Genomic DNA, 15,254 nt, shown 5'->3' with positions numbered 1-15,254 from the left:
CCCTGATCCAGGGCGAGATGGTGGGCACCACCAACGCGATCGACGTCCGTCAGTTGGCAGTCCTCGCCGAAAGAATCCACAGGGCGGAACGGGTCTTCCTCGCCGGGGCAGGCCGCAGCGGGCTGGTTCTCCGCATGGCAGCCATGCGCCTCATGCATCTGGGCCTGACGGTCCACGTCGCTGGGGACACCACAACACCTGCCATCGCCTCCGGCGACCTCCTTGTGGTGGCCTCCGGCTCAGGGACCACCTCCGGCGTGGTCAAGGCAGCCGAAACAGCCATAGCCGCCGGCGCGGACGTCGCTGCGGTGACCACCAACCCGGGATCACCCCTGGCCGGCCTGGCCGATGCGTTGGTGATCATTCCCGCCGCCCAAAAGACCGATCATGGCTCCAGCCTTTCCCGCCAGTACTCCGGCAGCCTGTTCGAGCAATCCCTTTTCCTCGCCACCGAGGCAGTGTTCCAAACCCTCTGGGAGAACACCGACGAGCCTGCCGAGCAACTCTGGCTGCGCCACGCCAACCTCGAGTAGCCCGCCCCAAAGCCCGTACCACCGTTCCAAAGCAAACCCTCCGAAAGAAAGAAAAACCCCATGAAACTTCAGGTAGCACTGGATCTCCTCACCGTCGAGGACGCCCTTGAACTGGCCGGCAAAGTGGCCGAGCACGTGGACATCATCGAACTCGGCACGCCGCTGATCAAGGCCGCCGGTCTCTCCGCCGTCACCGCCATCAAGGAAGCCCACCCCACCAAAATCGTTTTCGCCGATATGAAGACCATGGATGCCGGCGAGCTCGAAGCCGACATCGCGTTCAACGCCGGAGCGGACCTGGTTTCCGTTCTGGGCACGGCCGACGACTCCACCATTGCCGGCGCGGTCAAGGCCGCAAAGGCCCACAACAAGGGCATCGTGGTGGACCTGATTGGTGTGGCGGACAAGGTTTCCCGCGCCAAGGAAGCCCGTGCGCTGGGCGCCAAGTTCGTCGAGTTCCACGCGGGCCTGGATGAGCAGGCGCAGCCCGGATACAACCTGCGCACCCTGCTTAACGCTGGCGAGGAAGCACGCGTCCCGTTCTCAGTGGCCGGCGGCGTGAACGCTGGAACCATCGCAGCAGTCCAGCTGGCAGGCGCCGACGTCGCCGTTGCAGGCAGCGCCATCTACAGCGCTGCAGATCCCGAAGTGGCAGCCAAGGAACTGAAGGCAGCCATCAACTAGTTCAGCCCCCAACCGCAAGACGTCGACCTGCCCATACGGGCAGGTCGACGTTTGTGTTGGCGCCGCACCGCCGTCGTACCTCAGTGAAGCACGACGGCGGCAGGCGGCTTTCGCTGACGACGGGACCTTTAGAGGTTCTCCACCAGGGAGACGTCGCGGACGGCGCCCTTATCCGCGGACAGTGCCATGGCGGCGTAGGCGCGCAACGCGGGAGACACGTGGCGTTCGCGGTCCTTCGGCTTGTAGCCACCGTTGACTTCGAGTTTTTCGCGGCGTTCAGCGAGAATCTCGTCCGAGACCTGCAATTGGAGGGAGCGCTGCGTGATGTCGATGCTGATGATGTCGCCGTCCTCCACCAGGGCGATGGCGCCGCCGGAGGCAGCCTCCGGGGAAATGTGCCCGATCGACAGGCCTGAGGTGCCGCCGGAGAAGCGGCCGTCCGTGATGAGGGCGCACTTTTTGCCCAGGCCGCGGCCCTTGAGGAACGAGGTTGGGTAGAGCATTTCCTGCATACCCGGGCCGCCTCGGGGGCCTTCGTAGCGGATGACCACCACGTCGCCTTCCTTGATGGACTTGTTCAGGATCTTTTCCACGGCTTCGTCCTGGGATTCGCACACAACGGCGGGGCCTTCGAAGATCCAGATGGACTCGTCCACGCCTGCGGTCTTGACCACGGCACCGTCCACTGCGACGTTGCCGCGCAGCACCGCCAAGCCTCCGTCCTTGGAAAAAGCGTGCTCCACGGAACGGATGCAGCCGCCCTCAGCGTCAGTGTCCAGGGTGGTCCACTGGTTCGACTGCGAGAACGCCGTGGAGGACCGGACGCCACCGGGGGCCGCGTGCCACAATGCCTGGGCCTCGTGGGTGGCCTTGCCGCCGCGGATGTCCCAGTCGTCCAGCCAGCCATCAAGATCGTTGGAGTGCACGGAGTGGACGTTCTTGTGCAGGAGGCCACCGCGGTTCAGCTCACCCAGCAGGGCGGGGATGCCGCCGGCCCGGTGCACGTCCTCCATGTAATACGTCTTGTCCCCAGCGACGTTCGGGGCCACCTTGGCCAGGCACGGCACTTGGCGGGACTTGGCGTCCATTTCGGCCAGGCCGTACTCCACGCCCGCTTCCTGGGCTGCAGCCAGCAGGTGCAGGATGGTGTTGGTGGAGCCGCCCATGGAGATGTCCAGCGCCATGGCGTTATCGAAAGCCTCGGCAGTGGCGATGGAGCGCGGCAGCACGGAGTCGTCGTCGCCGTCGTAATAGCGCTTGACGAGCTCGACGACGGTGGCGCCGGCTTTCTCGTACAGCGCCTTGCGGGCGGTGTGGGTCGCCAGCACGGAGCCGTTGCCCGGGAGGGCCAGGCCGATCGCCTCGGCGAGGCAGTTCATGGAGTTGGCGGTGAACATGCCGGAGCAGGAGCCACAAGTGGGGCAGGCGTTCTCTTCGATGAGGTTGATGTCTTCATCAGAGATGGACTCGTCCACGGCGTCGGCAATCGCGTTCACCAGGTCCAGGGAACGCACGGAACCGTCGGTCAGGGTCACGCGGCCGGCTTCCATGGGGCCGCCGGAGACGAACACTACGGGGATATTCAGGCGCAGGGCGGCCATCAGCATGCCCGGGGTGATCTTGTCGCAGTTGGAGATGCAGACCAGGGCATCGGCGCAGTGTGCGTTGACCATGTACTCCACGGAGTCCGCGATCAGGTCCCGGGACGGCAGGGAGTACAGCATGCCGGAGTGGCCCATGGCGATGCCGTCATCCACGGCGATGGTGTTGAATTCGCGCGGAACAGCGCCGGCGGCGAGGATCGCGTCGGAGACGATCCTGCCCACGGGGGCCAGGTGGGTGTGGCCGGGGACAAATTCGGTGAAGGAGTTGGCCACGGCGATGATCGGCTTGCCGATGTCGGTGTTGGCGACGCCGGAGGCGCGCAGCAGTGCGCGGGCGCCGGCCATGTTGCGGCCGTGGGTAACTGTTCTGGAGCGAAGTGCAGGCATAAGTACCATCCTGCTGTTGTTCTACAGCGGGTGGAAGACGGTGCTGCTACTAGTAGTGAAAGTACCAGAGTAATAGTGTTGGGTTCGTGAAAGATGAGAGACGCAAGGAACTGGGACTCTTCCTCAGGACCCGCCGCAACCAAGCCCTTCGCTCGGACTATGGGCTGCCGCCTGTGGGACGTTCCCGCGAGCGCGGCTTGCGCCGTGAAGAGATCGCCTTCCTCTCCGGAGTCAGCGTCACCTGGTACACCTGGCTGGAGCAGGGCCGTGACATCAGCCCGTCGCGGCAGGTGCTGGAAGCGGTGGCCCGCACGCTGCATTTGTCCGACACCGGGATGAGCTACGTGCTGTCCCTGGGCGGCTACTCCTCCGCTCCACCGGCCGGTCCGGTCGCCGCGGACGCTCCCGCGCATGTGCAGCGTCTCCTGGACGCGCTGGATCCCAACCCTTCCTACGCACTGTCCCCCGACTGGGGCATTGCCGGCTGGAACCGCGCTTACGAGGCGCTGTACCCCAACATCGGCACGTTCGACGCCGTCGACAGGAACCTGCTGTGGCTCGTCTTCACCGACCCCTATATCCGTGACCTCCTCCCGGATTGGGACGTCACGAGCAAACGCTTTTTGGCTGAATTCAGGGCCGAGACAGGACAACGTCTGGGTGACCCCGATGTGGAGTACCAGGTGGGCCGGCTCAAGGAAGCCAGCCCCGAGTTCCAGGAAAGCTGGGACCGGTACGACATCCTGGGCTTCGAATCCCGTGAGCGCCAGTTCCACCACCCTGCTGTTGGCGTGCTGCATCTGGAACACCACCAGGTCTCGCCGTCGGACCGGCCGGACCTGCACATCGTGGTCTACACGCCCGCGCCCGGGAGCGACGCCGGGGAGCAGATGCAGCGGCTGATGGGGACCTGAAGCCGGTGCCGGGCACCTGGTTCAGCTGAGCTCCTGCTTGTCCAGGACGAAGTGCGCAGGCGTCGACGCGACACCGTTTGCCTGGACCACTACGTGGTGCTGCCCCGGGTAATAGGAACGGGTTGTGATGGGGCGGAACGAGTGTTTTTTGGTGACAGTAATGGTCTCACCGGGCGGAATCAGACGGGAGGCGAGCTTGAAGGTTTTGGCGCTTACCGTGCCGTTGGCCCGCTGGAAGCCGATGGAATAGTCAATGGCCACGGTGGCAGGCTGAAAGCCTTCATTGACAACCTCGGCCGAAAATTCCACTGTTCCGTCCCATGCGACTGCCGTGTGGAAAATGTGGGGCTCCCTGACGACGAGCTGGCCGCCGGTGTAGCCCAGAAGGGCGAGCGCTTCCGGATTGCCTTTCTTTACCAGGGTCCTGAGTCCATGACGGATGACCTTTGGAGTGGTGTCATCAGGTTTTCCGGTCCAACGGTGCGCAGTGGCCAGCACCAGCAGCGGATCGATCCGGCTCAGGTCGTTCAGATGGTTCGCTGCGGAACGTCGGACATATTCGGTGGGATCCCGGTAGGTGGCATCGAGGATTCCCTGCGTCGCCGCGGGATTGGCCACCAGCCAAGGTACTCGCTTAGCCCATGGCAGGTAGGCGCGGGAGCCCTCCGTTGCGAGGCGGCGGACGTGTTCGTCGTTGTGATTCGTCCAGGTTTGCATCGTCGCAATGGCACGTTCCGGCCGGGCAGCTATGAGGTCGCGGATAGCGAACTCTGCCGTGAGCCTCCCAGTCAGGCGGGACAGGACCGTGAGCGCAGCGTCAAAGTCGGTCAGCGACCCCGATTGAAGCGCCCTGGCGGCCACGACTTCGGTGGCCGGCCAGACCATCCATCCCGTAAACCGGGGGTCATCGAGAGCATCGAGCATGATCCTCTGAACATCGGAGGATCCCGCCGGTAAGTCCTGAAGGAGGGCATCCCTCACTACATCCACCCGCTGCCGGAGCCGTTGCCCATCAAGGGCGCCATGTGAGCGCTCCAGTGTTGGCAGCTCAATGCCGGGACCGACGCTCATGAGTAGGGAACGCAGCTCGGTCACCACCGTGGAATTGATCAGCTCATCCATGGTGCCCATACATTTCCTCCTTCGCCGGTGTTGTCATCGTAGGCGACGGGAGAGACATCGAAAGCGGGCATGCAAAAGCCGCCAAGCGTCAGGCAGGCAGCTGGCTGGCAACCCGTGGCGCCTCCGGTGCCGGCAAGCCTTCACCGGTTTGACCGTAGAGCCAGTCGTTGTACTGGAAATCGTTGTCCTTGCGGCTCTTGAAGAGCAGGTTTCGCAGCGTCCGGGCCAGTCCGGAGACGTGCCAGGATTCGCCCCACACACGGGCGGTGCGCTGGACGCGGGCAGTGCGGGCTGCGCGGACGGTGTTGAACGCGGCAATTGCCTCATCCCACGCATCCGGATTGACGCCGTCGGCTGTGAAGACCGTGCCGGCGCTGACGTCCTGCAGCACGGCGGCGTCCTCGAGTGCCTGGCAGGCGCCTTGGGCGAGGTACTGCAGCATGGGGTGGGCGGCGTCGCCCATCAGGACCATGCGGCCGGCAATCCAGTTTTCGATCGGATCGCGATCGTACATGGGCCAGCGGATGCCCGTGCCGAGGTTCGCAAGGGCTGCCTGCACGGCGGGAACGCAGTCCTTGTAGGCGGCCTGGAGCTCGTCCACTCCCCCATACTGCTCTTCACCGCGCTCAAATGACGGCGATTTGAAGACGGCCACGGTGTTCAGCAGTTCGCCCTTCCGCAGGGGGTACTGCACCAAGTGGACGTCGGGGCCGAGGTAGACCACCACGTCCTCGAGGTCGGCTGCCGGGGTCTCAGGGGTAATGGGGACGGTGCCGCGGTAAGCAACGTAGGCGGAGGAGACAGGCTCATCGGATGCCACCTGCGGCCGCAACGTGGACTTCAGCCCGTCGGCGCCGATCACCACATCTGCTTCATAGTCCACACCAGTTGCTGTGTGCACCACGCCGCGGCCGTTCACGGTTTCCACGCTGTCCACCATGACGTCGTTGACCAGTTTCACGCCCGCCGCTTCGCATCCTTCCAGGAGCACGCGGTGCAGGTCGCTGCGGTGGATCACCACATACGGGGCGCCGTAGCGTTCCTCGAACTCCCCGCAGAGCGACTGGCGCGTCAGCTCTTCACCGGTGGTCGCGTCGCGGAATACCAGATGCTTGGGCTGCACACCGACCGCAAGCGCCTTCTCCAGCAAGCCCCACCGCTTCAGCACCCGCGAGGCGTTCGGCGCCATCTGCAGGCCGGCTCCCACCTCACCGAATTCGGGTGCGCGTTCCACCAGCGTGACGTTCGCACCGTTTTCGCGGAGGGCCAATGCGCCGGCCAGCCCGGCCATTCCCCCTCCCACAACCAGGACATCAGTGGACGTGGTGTACTCAGACATTGTTTGCTCCTTGGGAGATCTTTGATTTGATGTTGAGTCCGACGGCGGCCAGAAGGACCGCTGCGAGGGCGGCGGCGCCGGCGAACGCGAGGAAGTTGGAGTTGACGCCCAGCCCGGCTGCCAGCAGGAGCCCACCCACCTGGGGTGCGATGACGGCGCCAATGCGGCCGGTGCCCAGCGCCCAGCCAAGTGCGGTTCCGCGCAGATGATCGGGATAGTGGCTGGCCACCGCGGCGATGATCAGGCACTGCGTGCCGTGCGTTCCGACGCCGGCCAGCACCAGGGCGAGGTACACCACGGCCACTGAAGGCCCGGTCAAGAGAACCAGAAGCCCGACGGCGGCCACAGCGGCTGCCGCTATCGCCGTCGGAATCGGGCCGAAGCGCGTGCCGGCCCACGCGGTAATCACCGATCCGGCAACGGCTCCGAGATTCAGGGCCAGTGCGAACGTCAGCGCCGAGCCGAGGTTGTAGCCGGCCAGTTGCATGAGGTTGGGCAGCCAGGTTCCCAAGCCGTACCAGGCGAAAAGGGTGGCGATGGTGGCCAAGGCGAACAGTACGCTGACGCCGAGGTAAGGCGCGCGCAGGAGGGATCCAAAGCCGGGTTTGGGGCCCTGGGACTGGGGGGTCCCCGAGGCCTTGCCCGGCGGCAGTGTCTCAGGGATGTACTTCATACCCAGAGGCACTACGATCACCAGCGCCAGGACGGCCACCAGGAACATCGCCTGCCACCCGAAGGCTGGAATCATGGGAATCCCCACCAGCGCAGCAATGGACCCGCCGATCGGTACACCGGACATCATTAACGTTGCAATGGTGGAACGCCACTTTGCAGGGACCAGTTCGGCAACCAGTGCATTGGCTGAGGGCACCAGACCGCCCAGGCCAATTCCCGCCAGCAGCCGGAGGGCACCGAAGATCGCGGCGTTGGGAGCAAATGCACAGAGAACGGTGAAGACGGAAAACAGAACCGCGCATCCAAGGATGGTCTTACGCCTGCCCCAGGAATCAGCCATGCGGCCGGCGAAGATGGCGCCGATCATCATTCCCAGGAACGCCATGGAACCGATGGTGCCCGCCGTTGCTTTGGTGAGCCCCCACCCGGTGTCGGAGATCAGGGACGATTGCACGGTGCCGTACACGATGAGGTCATAGCCGTCGAAGACCACCAGCAGCCAGCAGACCAGGACGGCCAGGGCCGACCCTTTGGAAAAGCGCGGGGTTTGGCCGTCAACACCGGCGGTGGTCCGTTGCGACGCTGCAGCGGGAAGTGTGTGATTCATCCCACCACTGTCCTGTCCATCGGCAATAGAGCACCATAGAATTCTGTTGTGCAGAATAATCCGACTTCCACGTCCAGCCGTAAGCCGGTACAGAAACGGCCTACCTACTCCATTGAAGCCGTGGATAACGCCCTCCAACTCCTGCAGTTGCTACGAGATGGCGGCGCACTCCGGCTCAAGGACGCCGCCGCGGAGTTGGGCGTTGCCCCGTCAACGGCCCACCGCCTTTTGGCGATGCTGGTTTACCGTGGATTCGCCGTTCAGGACGAGAACCGCCGCTACGTTCCGGGCCCTGCGATGGGTGTCGGCCCCGCCGGCCTGAGCTGGACGCGGCTGCTCCGCGACCTCGCCCAGCCGCACATGGAACTTCTTTCCGGTCAACTCAACGAGACCGTCAACCTCATGGTCCGCGTGGGTACCAAGGTCCGTTTCCTGTCCACCGTGGAGGGCAGCAACGTGCTGCGCGTGGGCGACCGCCAAGGCACCGTCATGCCCGCAAACAGGACCTCCGGCGGAAAAGCGATGCTTGCAGAACTGGAGCCCGTGATGATCGAGCAACTGTTCCGAAGCCATAACGCGGAGATCGGCGGAGACACCATCCCGGACAAAGAATTCCCGGCCTTTCTCCGCGAACTGGAAACCACCAGGAGCAACGGGTTTGCTGCCAATTTTGAGGGAACCGAGGAGGGTGTCAGCGCCTTGGGCATGGCCCTGCATAACGGGCACGGCTCGGTGGTGGGGGCGCTCAGCGTCGCCACGCCTGCCACACGATTCCGTAAGGTGTTCGACGCCGGCCTGGTCACCGCGATGCGCGAAACCTGCCGGCAGTTGGAGGTAGACATAGCGGCGAACCCCACCGACTGAGCAGCGCATCAGGTCAAGCAGCCTCCACCGCGTCGTTCATCAATTCTGTAGAGCAGAATTTTCTCGGACTGATGATCAAGCATCCCTAGGGTCGAACTACGCCAACGAACTGTTCGGACCCTATCCAGGAGGCCTACGTGTCCATCAGCGCCGAGAACACGACTCATGAATCTGTGGCCGCCAGCCACGCCTTACCGGAGCCCACTCCGGAGGAAGCCGCCCAGTTGGAGCAGCTCTACAAGGACTTCGACACAGAGAACCTGATCCCGTTGTGGACGGAGATCGGTGAATTGATGCCGATGGCCCCCACCCCGAAGGCCGTTCCGCATGTGTGGCGCTGGAACGACCTATACCCGTTGGCCGCCCGTGCCGGTGACCTTGTTCCCGTGGGCCGGGGTGGGGAACGCCGCGCGATTGCTCTCGCCAACCCGGGCCTGGCGGGCACACCGTACGCGACACCGACGTTGTGGGCCGCCATCCAGTACCTGGGCGCCCATGAGGTTGCTCCGGAGCACCGCCATTCCCAGAACGCGTTCCGCTTCGTCGTTGAGGGCGAGGGTGTGTGGACGGTGGTGAACGGGGATCCGGTGGCGATGCGTCGCGGTGATTTCCTGCTCACCCCGGGCTGGAACTTCCACGGCCATCACAATGACACCGACCAGCCGATGGCGTGGATCGACGGCCTGGACATCCCGTTCGTGCACTATGCCGATGCCGGGTTCTTCGAGTTTGGCACCGAACGTGTCACTGATGAAGCGACCCCGGACATTTCCCGTTCCGAACGGCTTTGGGCGCACCCGGGCCTGCGACCCCTGTCCGGTCTCGATGACACCACCAACTCCCCCATCGCCGCGTACCGCTGGGAACACACCGACGCAGCCCTCCGCGAGCAACTGTTGCTGGAAGACGAGGGCCACCCTGCCACTGTGTCCCAGGGCCACGCCGCTGTCCGGTACTCGAACCCGACCACCGGCGGGGACGTCATGCCCACCATCCGGGCCGAGTTCCACCGCCTCCGCGCGGGCGCCACCACCGAGCCGCTCCGCGAGGTCGGTTCCAGTGTCTGGCAGGTCTTCGAGGGCACCGGCACTGTGGTGTTGAACGGCGAGACCAAGCAGCTGGCCAAGGGTGACCTGTTCGTGGTCCCGTCCTGGCAGGAATGGTCCCTGACGGCGGACGCCGACGCTGTTACACAAACAGACTTTGATCTTTTCCGCTTCAGCGACGCCCCCATCTTTGAACGACTGAACTTCAACCGCAGCTACACCGAAGGACGAAAGTAAATGAGACTCCTCACCCTCCGCCTCGAAACCGCCACCGGCAAAGGCAGCGTAGCCGTCCGCCAGGACGGCGAGACCCTCACTGAGATCCCCGGTTTCACCGATGTCGGCGCGCTGCTGGCCGACCCCGCCTGGGAGGAAAAGGCGAAGGCGGCCAACGGCGCAACGCACGCGCTCGACGGCGCGGACCTCGCCGCCGTCGTGCCCGCACCGGGGAAGATCATCTGCGTGGGCCACAACTACCGCAACCACATCAAGGAGATGGGCAGGGAGATTCCCGAGTACCCCACCTTGTTCGCGAAGTACCAGGAATCCCTGATCGGCCCGAACGACGACCTGCCGTTGCCCCAAGAATCGGACACCGTGGACTGGGAAGCCGAACTCGCCGTGATCATCGGCAAGAAGGGCCGCCGCATCGCCGAAGCTGAAGCCGCGGACCACATCGCCGGGTACGCGGTCCTGAACGACATCAGCATGCGCGACTACCAGTTCCGCACCATCCAGTGGCTCCAGGGTAAGACGTGGGAGAACTCCACCCCGTTCGGCCCGGCTCTGGTCACCAGGGATGAATTCACCGCCGGGCCACTCATGACCTCCGCCGTGGACGGGGAAATCCAGCAGTCCACCCCCACCGGCGACCTCGTCTTCACCCCCGAGTACCTGGTCTCCTACATCTCCACCATCATCACGCTCAACCCCGGGGACGTGATTGCCACGGGCACGCCCGGCGGTGTGGGCCACGCCCAGGACCCCAAGCGGTACCTGCAGGAAGGCCAGCTCCTGGTCACCACCATCGAAGGCTTGGGCCAGCTGAACAACCGCGTGGTCAAGGAAGCCTGATGGCAGCCCGCCACGATCTCGCCACCGATCCGGGCCTCCAGGAAGACCTCCTGCAGGCCCGGCGGGGCACAGCGTTCTTCGCCCGCAAGCTCAACGAACTCACGGATGCAGAGCTCGACGGCGGCACCCTCCTTCCGGACTGGACCCGACGGCACGTTGTGGCGCACGTGGGGTACAACGCCCGCGCGATCGCGCGCTTGGTGGAATGGGCTGCCACCGGCGTTGAAACACCCATGTATGCCTCTTCTGACGCGCGGAACCACGAGATCAACTTCGGCGCCACCCTGTCGCCGATTGCGCTGCGGAACCTGTTCGACCATTCCGCGGTGCACCTGTCCGTCGAATGGCGCGACCTCCCGGATGAGAACTGGGCCAACGAAGTACGCACTGCGCAAGGGAGGACAGTCCCGGCGTCGGAAACAGTGTGGATGCGCACCCGCGAAGTCTGGGTGCACGCCGTGGACCTGGCCAACGGAGCCACGTTCAACGACATCCCGGCCCCGGTCCTCGAACGTCTGCTCAAAGACATCACAGGCGCCTGGAAAACCCGCGGCACCGACACCGGGCTCCTCATCAACGTCACCGACACCGCCGGGAACGGCGCAGGCCTCACGTTTGGCGACACCAGCGCCGCGGACCCGACGCTCATCACCGGCCCCCTGCCCGCCGTCGTCGAATGGGCCACCGGCCGCGGCACCTCCGGTGTCACGGCCACCGGACCCAGTGCCGAAAGTGCCGTTCTGGCCGCCCCGAAGTGGATTTAGCCAGCCCACCCATGGCGATGCGCGCCCAGTAAGCGCACTATGGGGAGATGAACGCCCAAAGTGCCAACGGTTGGGGCAGGGTGGTTCGGGTAGCTTCGGAGCTGGCCTGCACCCGTGGAGCCGTTATGTGGCTTTGGGTGACTCCTTCACCGAAGGCTTAGGCGATCCCGAGCCGCGGAGCCCCGGCGGCCTCCGGGGCTGGGCAGACCGGGTTGCGGAAGAGTTGAGCACCGGGCACGAGGATTTCGCCTACGCCAACCTGGCCATCAGTGGACGGTTGCTCCATGAAATCCTGGAGGAGCAAGTGCGCCCGGCACTGGACCTCAACCCAGATCTGATCACGCTCAATGCCGGCGGCAACGACCTGCTCTTCCACCGGAGCGATCCCGATAAATTGGCCCTCGAACTGGACGCCGGCGTGGAAACGCTGGCCTCCACCGGCGCCACCATCCTGCTGTTCACCGGGCCGGACTGGGGCGCTACCCCGGTGCTGGGGCTCGCCCGCGGCAAGGTGGCCATCTACAACGAGAACGTCCGGGCTGTGGCGGCCCGCCATGACGCCGTGGTGGCCGACCTCTGGGGGTTGCGCCAACTCACCGATCCCCGGATGTGGGATCCTGACCGGCTCCATTTTTCGCCGTTGGGCCAGCACACCATCGCCATCATGGTCCTCAACACCCTCAACGTTCCACATTCCCTTGAGCCGCTAACACCCAAACCCCTGCCCGAGGGCAGCTGGCGCGAGGCCCGGGCAGGCGACATTGTGTGGGCCCGCCATCATCTCTTCCCTTGGGTGGTGCGTCGCCTGACCCAGCGGAACGACGACGACCGCAGGCACCCCAAGCGGCCGGAACCGGGCCCTGTCTTCGGCGCCGGAATGCTCCCCGGAACCTTCGTGGGCAACGATCCGCGGCATATCGCTGACTAAGTCACGGAGCCAGTTGTCAGCCGGCAGGCTGGGCTTCCGATTGTGCGCGGATGCTCCACGCCGACCAGTCCAGCGGGTGAACCGAGGGGCGTCCCAGGAGGTATCCCTGGGCTGCGGTGATGTTGAGCGCCGTGACTTCCTCGAGTTCTTCGGCAGTCTCGATGCCTACAGCAATGACTTCCGCCCCGATCTCCCTGGCGAGCTCAACGATCGCCTTGGCCCGGATCCTTTGGCCTTCGCTGCTTTCGATGCCTTCAATCAGGTGGCGGTCCAGTTTGATGATGTCCGGGCGCAGTTGCTCCACCCGCTCCAAGGCGACCAACGCTGCTCCGGAGGCGCTGATGGCCAGGCGCAAACCCAAGGTGCGCAGCGGCCCGAGTCCCTCGCGGCCGGTTTGGCCTCCGACGTCGGCCAGGCTGCCGGTGAGTTCAACAATGATCCGGTCCGGCGCGAGTGCCGCAGCGGCCAGCAGGTTCCGCACCCTGGGGTCGCTGGAGGTTGCGGGGGTGAGGTTGAGGGCAACGGACATGGTTTCCGGGACATCGTGCGCCGCCGTGAGTGCGCAGTGGAGGGCAGCGATCTCCAACTCGGTTCCCAGCCCAGCGGCGGCAGCCTCGCTGAACCAGACCTCGGCGCCGGCGCCGTCTTCACCGACGAAGCGGGTGAGTGCCTCAACGCCCACTACGTCGCCGCTGGGCAGTGCATGGACGGGCTGGAAAGCGGTCAGTAGAAGCTTGTCCGCCAGGACCGCCTGGATTCCTTCACGGACTTCGTGGCTGACGGGAACCGACACGGTCCGCGCTGCGTCAACGGACTCGAGGTGCACGCTGGCGGCTTCGAGGTGAACCGGCACCGTGGATGCCGGTGCGGCCTCTTTGCGGGTTTCCAGCAGATGCTCCAACAAGGCCCGCTGAGGGTCTTCGGGATTCGCCTCCAACAACGCACCGAGCCTGATTCTGGCGGCTTCGCTGCGCGGTTCGGTATCGGCAAGGATGGATTCGATGATGTCGTTCACCTGCTCGCGCATGGTCGCCTTGGCAGGCGGTGACGTTTCATCAGGCAGTGGCGCGTTGGCGCCATCCTGTGAAAGAGAGCCCTCTTCTTGAGCCATCAGCTATTCCTTTATGTGTATCCCCCGCTGGCAGAGCCAGACAAACTACCTGACCGGCCCATCTGTGGGCCCTGTCACGAATAATACAGAAGAACACTTCGCCATTGTGCCGGTGCGCTTTTCCAGGCGCGCAAAACCGTGTCGCGCGGCTGCCGGCCTGAGATGCTTAGGAGGTGACGTCCCTTTCAACGGAAGCACCCCGTACCGCGCTCAGCTGGAAACTATTACCGGCGGCGCTGCTTTCGCTGTCCGGCATTCCCCTCTTTGCAATGGGAAACGAACTGCTGGGCTACGGCTTGCTGCTGGCCAGTGTTGCCACCGCCGCCTTCATTGACCGACGGCTGATGCGGCACCTGGCGTTGATCGCGGCAGGCATGACCATCTTCAGCCTGGTGCCTCTCAATGCCGACCTCAGCACGGAGCACATGGCCCTGATGGGCGGGGCGCTCGCGCTGGCAGTGCTGGTGCCGTGGCTGGTTTCCCGCTTTGTGTATCGGGAAGACATCATCAAATTCCCCATCAACACAGGCAGGAAATGGCCCCTGGCAGCGAAGCTGTACTTGATAGGCGTCGTTGCGCTGGGCTATTTCATCCTGCCCGTCTACCTGATCAGCACCGGCGTGTACCAAAACTGGCCCGACGCCTCCGATCCCGATATCTTCTGGCGGCTCTTCCTGGGCGTTAACGCCGTAGGAATCTGGGACGAACTGTTCTTCATCTGCACCACGTTCACCCTGCTGCGGCAACACTTCCCGGACTGGCTGGCCAACCTCCTGCAAGCTGTGGTTTTCTCCTCATTCCTGTGGGAAATCGGATATCAGTCGTGGGGTCCCTTGTTGACGTTCCCGTTCGCGTTGCTGCAGGGGTACACCTTCAAGCTGACCAAGTCGTTCACCTACGTGGTGTCGGTGCACCTGCTCTTCGACTTCGTGTTGTTCCTGGCACTGGTCCACGCCCACAACCGGGATTGGCTGCCGATCTTCCTGTACTAGCGCTGGTCCGCTGCCGGGGAGCCCGTAGAACCTGCCCATGCCTCTTCGGAAACCTCGATTTCCTGAGCCATGTCATCGAGGAAGCGCATCACGATCTCCCGTTCATTCGGAGTGAGGCGGGCAGCCGCCAGGAACCGCTTGGCTTGCTGGCGTCCCACCGTCCGCATCGCTGCCTCGTGCGTTTCGGGTGTGATGGCTATGGCGAGGGCCCTCCGGTCGGAGGGGTGGGCGCGTCGCGTGACATGGCCCGCGCGTTCCAACCGGTCGAGCAGCTTGGTGGTTGACGCCGTCGAGATGCTGAGGCGGGAGGCTATTGCGCCGGGGGTGGCAATCACGCCATGGTTGGCGCAGACAATCAAATAGTGCAGTGCACGCATGTCTGATTGGTTGAGCTTCATGTACCTCAGGGAGGCGTCGGAGAGCCGCTGTTCTGCCTCGCGCAGCCGTCCCAGGGCCGCCATGAGGTCACTGATCTGCTGGACATCCTCTTCGGAGAGACCGGATCGGTCCACTAAGTCCTCATGGGGATCATTGGCGTCCAGATGATAAATACCGGAGGAAACCGGGGTCCCGGCTTCTTCAGGAATCTCTTCAGGACTGGACATGTTGA

The 15,254-nt window shown here is 64.4% G+C and carries 15 protein-coding genes; 9 read left to right on the top strand and 6 right to left on the bottom strand.

All coding sequences use genetic code 11. The features are described 5' to 3' along the window. The first annotated feature begins 17 nt into the window (after nt 1-17). Nucleotides 18-533, top strand: coding sequence for a 6-phospho-3-hexuloisomerase (gene hxlB, locus CGK93_RS01945; RefSeq protein WP_089597107.1), 516 nt, complete (start codon nt 18-20; stop codon nt 531-533). A gap of 60 nt (nt 534-593) precedes the next feature. Next, on the top strand, nt 594-1,217 hold the full coding sequence (hxlA, locus tag CGK93_RS01940) for a 3-hexulose-6-phosphate synthase (protein ID WP_089593366.1): 624 nt from the start codon (nt 594-596) through the stop codon (nt 1,215-1,217). A 128-nt stretch (nt 1,218-1,345) separates the two neighbouring features. On the opposite strand, the gene ilvD is transcribed toward hxlA, so the two are convergent. Beyond that, nucleotides 1,346-3,208, bottom strand: coding sequence for a dihydroxy-acid dehydratase (gene ilvD, locus CGK93_RS01935; RefSeq protein ID WP_089593365.1), 1,863 nt, complete (start codon nt 3,206-3,208; stop codon nt 1,346-1,348). Nucleotides 3,209-3,294: 86 nt separating this feature from the next. Between ilvD and CGK93_RS01930 the strand changes: the two genes are divergently transcribed. Next, nucleotides 3,295-4,122, top strand: coding sequence for a helix-turn-helix transcriptional regulator (locus tag CGK93_RS01930; protein ID WP_089593364.1), 828 nt, complete (start codon nt 3,295-3,297; stop codon nt 4,120-4,122). Nucleotides 4,123-4,143: 21 nt separating this feature from the next. Here the strand turns inward: CGK93_RS01930 and CGK93_RS01925 are convergent, their stop codons facing one another. From CGK93_RS01925 to CGK93_RS01915, 3 genes are all read right to left on the bottom strand, one after another. Beyond that, complete coding sequence (locus tag CGK93_RS01925) at nt 4,144-5,253, bottom strand: hypothetical protein (protein ID WP_089593363.1); 1,110 nt, start codon at nt 5,251-5,253, stop codon at nt 4,144-4,146. Between the two features lie 79 nt (nt 5,254-5,332). Then, on the bottom strand, nt 5,333-6,583 hold the full coding sequence (locus tag CGK93_RS01920; RefSeq protein ID WP_089593362.1) for an FAD-dependent oxidoreductase: 1,251 nt from the start codon (nt 6,581-6,583) through the stop codon (nt 5,333-5,335). Continuing rightward, the gene (locus CGK93_RS01915; protein ID WP_089593361.1) at nt 6,576-7,865 is read right to left on the bottom strand and encodes an MFS transporter; all 1,290 of its coding nucleotides are present in this window, start codon (nt 7,863-7,865) and stop codon (nt 6,576-6,578) included. The genes CGK93_RS01920 and CGK93_RS01915 overlap by 8 nt, the downstream gene beginning before the upstream one ends. A gap of 48 nt (nt 7,866-7,913) precedes the next feature. Here CGK93_RS01915 and CGK93_RS01910 point away from each other — a divergent pair, with 48 nt between their 5' ends. The 5 genes from CGK93_RS01910 to CGK93_RS01890 all read left to right on the top strand — a co-directional run bounded on the left by CGK93_RS01910 (nt 7,914) and on the right by CGK93_RS01890 (nt 12,541). Further along, the gene (locus tag CGK93_RS01910) at nt 7,914-8,729 is read left to right on the top strand and encodes an IclR family transcriptional regulator (protein ID WP_089593360.1); all 816 of its coding nucleotides are present in this window, start codon (nt 7,914-7,916) and stop codon (nt 8,727-8,729) included. Nucleotides 8,730-8,866: 137 nt separating this feature from the next. Continuing rightward, nucleotides 8,867-10,012 carry a cupin domain-containing protein gene (locus CGK93_RS01905; protein WP_089593359.1) on the top strand — a complete coding sequence of 382 codons (1,146 nt, stop codon included), beginning with the start codon at nt 8,867-8,869 and terminating at the stop codon, nt 10,010-10,012. Then, nucleotides 10,013-10,849, top strand: coding sequence for a fumarylacetoacetate hydrolase family protein (locus tag CGK93_RS01900; RefSeq protein WP_089593358.1), 837 nt, complete (start codon nt 10,013-10,015; stop codon nt 10,847-10,849). Further along, nucleotides 10,849-11,613: a maleylpyruvate isomerase family mycothiol-dependent enzyme gene (locus CGK93_RS01895; protein WP_089593357.1), complete on the top strand. Its 765-nt coding sequence runs from the start codon at nt 10,849-10,851 to the stop codon at nt 11,611-11,613. Before CGK93_RS01900 ends, CGK93_RS01895 begins: the two co-directional genes overlap by 1 nt. 70 nt (nt 11,614-11,683) lie before the next feature. After that, entirely contained in the window at nt 11,684-12,541 is an 858-nt protein-coding gene (locus CGK93_RS01890) for an SGNH/GDSL hydrolase family protein (protein WP_089593356.1), read from the top strand. A gap of 16 nt (nt 12,542-12,557) precedes the next feature. Here CGK93_RS01890 and CGK93_RS01885 read toward each other — a convergent pair whose 3' ends face one another. Next, nucleotides 12,558-13,652, bottom strand: a complete 1,095-nt coding sequence (locus tag CGK93_RS01885) for an EAL domain-containing protein (protein ID WP_089593355.1) — start codon at nt 13,650-13,652, stop codon at nt 12,558-12,560. 173 nt (nt 13,653-13,825) lie between these two features. Here CGK93_RS01885 and CGK93_RS01880 point away from each other — a divergent pair, with 173 nt between their 5' ends. Continuing rightward, nucleotides 13,826-14,644, top strand: coding sequence for a CPBP family intramembrane glutamic endopeptidase (locus tag CGK93_RS01880; protein WP_232481515.1), 819 nt, complete (start codon nt 13,826-13,828; stop codon nt 14,642-14,644). Here CGK93_RS01880 and CGK93_RS01875 read toward each other — a convergent pair. Next, the gene (locus CGK93_RS01875) at nt 14,641-15,249 is read right to left on the bottom strand and encodes a MarR family winged helix-turn-helix transcriptional regulator (RefSeq protein ID WP_089593354.1); all 609 of its coding nucleotides are present in this window, start codon (nt 15,247-15,249) and stop codon (nt 14,641-14,643) included. The two genes, CGK93_RS01880 and CGK93_RS01875, sit on opposite strands and share 4 nt — an antisense overlap. Nucleotides 15,250-15,254: the final 5 nt, after the last annotated feature.

The sequence above is a fragment of the Arthrobacter sp. YN genome, assembly GCF_002224285.1.
In the GTDB taxonomy this organism is placed as follows: Bacteria; Actinomycetota; Actinomycetes; order Actinomycetales; family Micrococcaceae; genus Arthrobacter.
This window is presented reverse-complemented; position numbering and strand designations above follow the sequence as displayed.